The following is a 2,436-nucleotide window of genomic DNA, read 5'->3' on the forward strand; positions in this document are numbered from 1 at the left end:
ATGACGGCACGCGTCGCCGTCGGCCGCGGGCTGCTGGTCGGCGCAGGAGCGGGCTGCGGGCGCACCAGCGCGTAGCGGCGCAGGTCCTGCACCCAACCCGGCAGGCACTTGGTCCAGGAGGCCGCGCCGCCGGTGTTCTTCAGCACCTCCGCCTCGAGCAGGCCGCGGTCGTCGGCATCCAGGCCGGCCAGGGGCGGCCAGCCCTGCTTGCGCATCGTGGCCAGCAGCTTCGGCGCGCACCTGCGGGCGGTGGCAGCACCCGCCTGCCAGCGCTGCATCTGCTGCAGGAAGTCCTCGGCCGCGGTGATCTCCTCCGGGGAGAACTCCGCCGCCTCCTCCCTCTGTGACGGAAGCGACCCCGTGGTGCGGGTGGGAGGGGTAGGGGAGGAGGAATCCTCCTCCCCCGGGGGGTGTGGGGGGTGCGGAGCGGATCGCGGGTTTCCCGCATTCCGGCGCTGACCAGGCGAAACGCGGGTTTTCAAATCGCGGGTTTTCCGCGATCCGGCGCTGACCAGGCGAAACGCGGGTTTCCCGCTGTTCGGAGTCGGGGGCGTCGGCTGGATCGCGGGTTTCCCGCATTTCGGCGCTGACCTGCGCTGATGCGGCGATGCCGAGATCGACGTACTGCTCGTTGTTCGCGGGGTTCCGGTAGACCCGAGTGACCCAGGTAGGGCGCTGCGTGGTGTCGTCGTAGACCGAGAGGCGGGCGAGGTGACCGGCCTTCGTCAGGCGCGCCGCGATGGCGTTGTAGCGGTCCTTGCCCATCTTCCAGCCGCGCGCCTGGAGGTCGGCGCGGATGGCTTCCATGGTCGACGGCAGGCGCGGGTCACGGAGCAGCAGCTCCGCCAGGACGCCGAGATCTTCTGGCTGCAACGTGGGTGTGCGCACCAGCTCCCGCCGCAGGATGACCTCTTCCGGTGGCTCCCAGGCGCGTTCCAGGTAGGTGGACCCGAAGTCCTCGCCAGCAGGGCCGGCGGGCGGGCGATGTGGGCTGTGCAAAGGAGGACATCTCCCCAAGTAGGGGAGTCGTGATCAGCGAGTGTGACGTAACTGCCGACCCGGGATAGTGGCGATGCGCGCGAAGCCGCGCATATCCTGGGTATAGGTGACCACGCGGACTCTAGGGTCCACGGGCATCACCCGGCAGACGAGGTCACCTCGCTGCTCACGACTCGAGCTTTTGGAAGGGTTGCGAGTCGATCGCTAGGAAGCGGTCCCGTTGTGGCGACGGGGCCGCTTCGGCGTTTACGGACCGGTTGGCATCAGTCTCCTTATCCAGCCTGTCGTTCTGGTTCCGGAGCCCGTGCTGCCTCTGGATGCTTTGCCGCCCAGCCGTCCAGCAGGCGAACGTAAGCCTCGAGGTGACGTCGGCGAGGTTTCGCCAAGCCCGTCTCCCAGCGATGGAAGGCCACGCGGGTGACACCGAAGACTTCGGCGACTTCTTCCTGCGTCAACCCGTCGGCTTTCCTCAGCCGAGCCCGGACGTCCGGCGACGGCATGGCGTCCGGCCGTGCGAGCAGAGCATCGACTGCGTTGAGTAGCTCAGACACTGATCCCCCTCTCCTTACGTGATCCGGAACTATACATAGTTCTGCACTTCTTCAGGTGGAGTTGACGGCGTGTCGTCAGTTCTAGTTCTCGGTAGAACGTTCCTTCGGTGCGTAACGAACGAAGACGACGTCGCCGATTGCCCTGACCTCCAGCACCTTCATCCGGGCCGTCGAACCGCCCGGGTAGTCGGCGGCGCCCAAGAACCGGGCTGCCTCGGGCTGCCCCACGAGCAACGGGGCGATGGCCAGGTGTACTTCGTCGGCCAGGTTCTGCGCCATGAGCTGAGTGTGAATGGTGCCGCCACCCTCCACCATTAGCCGTTCGACACCGCGACGACCCAGCTCATCGAGGACCAGCCCCCAATCAAGCTCGGGGCCGACGCTGACAACGTCGGCGAAGTCGCCCAGGGTGGCACGCACCTTCTCCTCGGCGCTGTCCACGGTGAGCACCAACTTCTGGCCGCCGTGGTGCCAGAACTTGAGGTCGGCGGACAGATCGCCGCTCGCGGTGACGGTGACCTTCAGCGGGTACTCGGGCTTGCCGTCGGCGATGCGCCGCGTGCGCCGCTCCTCACTATTCACCAGCAGGCGGGGATTGTCCCGGCGCATCGTATTCGCGCCGATCAGGATGGCGTCGGACTCCGCGCGGACCTGGTCGACGCGGTCAAAATCGGGCTCGTTGGACAGAAGCAGCCGATCGGGGCTGGTGTCGTCCAGGTATCCGTCGACTGATATGGCGGCGGAGAGGATGACGTACGGGCGCGTGGTCATCGGTGTTGTGATCCGTTTCTCTTAGAGGTCATCTCATTTGGCTGGGTAGGCTGTCGGCCGTGGCAGGGATCGTTGAGCGGCTGGTGCCGGATGAGTTGTGGGAGCTGTTCCAGCG

At 66.8% G+C, this 2,436-nt stretch carries 2 protein-coding genes and 1 pseudogene; all 3 read right to left on the bottom strand.

The window, feature by feature from the left end; translation table 11 throughout:
* A pseudogene (locus tag AB0I73_RS41020) lies at positions 1-278 on the bottom strand (hypothetical protein); the annotation flags it as partial.
* Positions 279-1,271: 993 nt separating this feature from the next.
* Positions 1,272-1,499: a helix-turn-helix domain-containing protein gene (locus AB0I73_RS41025; protein ID WP_363045474.1), complete on the bottom strand. Its 228-nt coding sequence runs from the start codon at positions 1,497-1,499 to the stop codon at positions 1,272-1,274.
* 132 nt (positions 1,500-1,631) lie between these two features.
* Positions 1,632-2,321: a dihydrofolate reductase family protein gene (locus AB0I73_RS41030; RefSeq protein ID WP_363045473.1), complete on the bottom strand. Its 690-nt coding sequence runs from the start codon at positions 2,319-2,321 to the stop codon at positions 1,632-1,634.
* Positions 2,322-2,436: the final 115 nt, after the last annotated feature.

Origin of the sequence: Streptomyces sp. NPDC050388 (genome assembly GCF_040655635.1) — a bacterium.
In the GTDB taxonomy this organism is placed as follows: Bacteria; Actinomycetota; Actinomycetes; order Streptomycetales; family Streptomycetaceae; genus Streptomyces.

Excerpts from the sequence above, each read along its gene's own strand:
- AB0I73_RS41030 (WP_363045473.1), bottom strand. The coding sequence starts at position 2,321 with ATGACCACGCGCCCGTACGTCATCCTCTCCGCCGCCATATCAGTCGAC.
- AB0I73_RS41025 (WP_363045474.1), bottom strand. The coding sequence starts at position 1,499 with ATGCCGTCGCCGGACGTCCGGGCTCGGCTGAGGAAAGCCGACGGGTTG.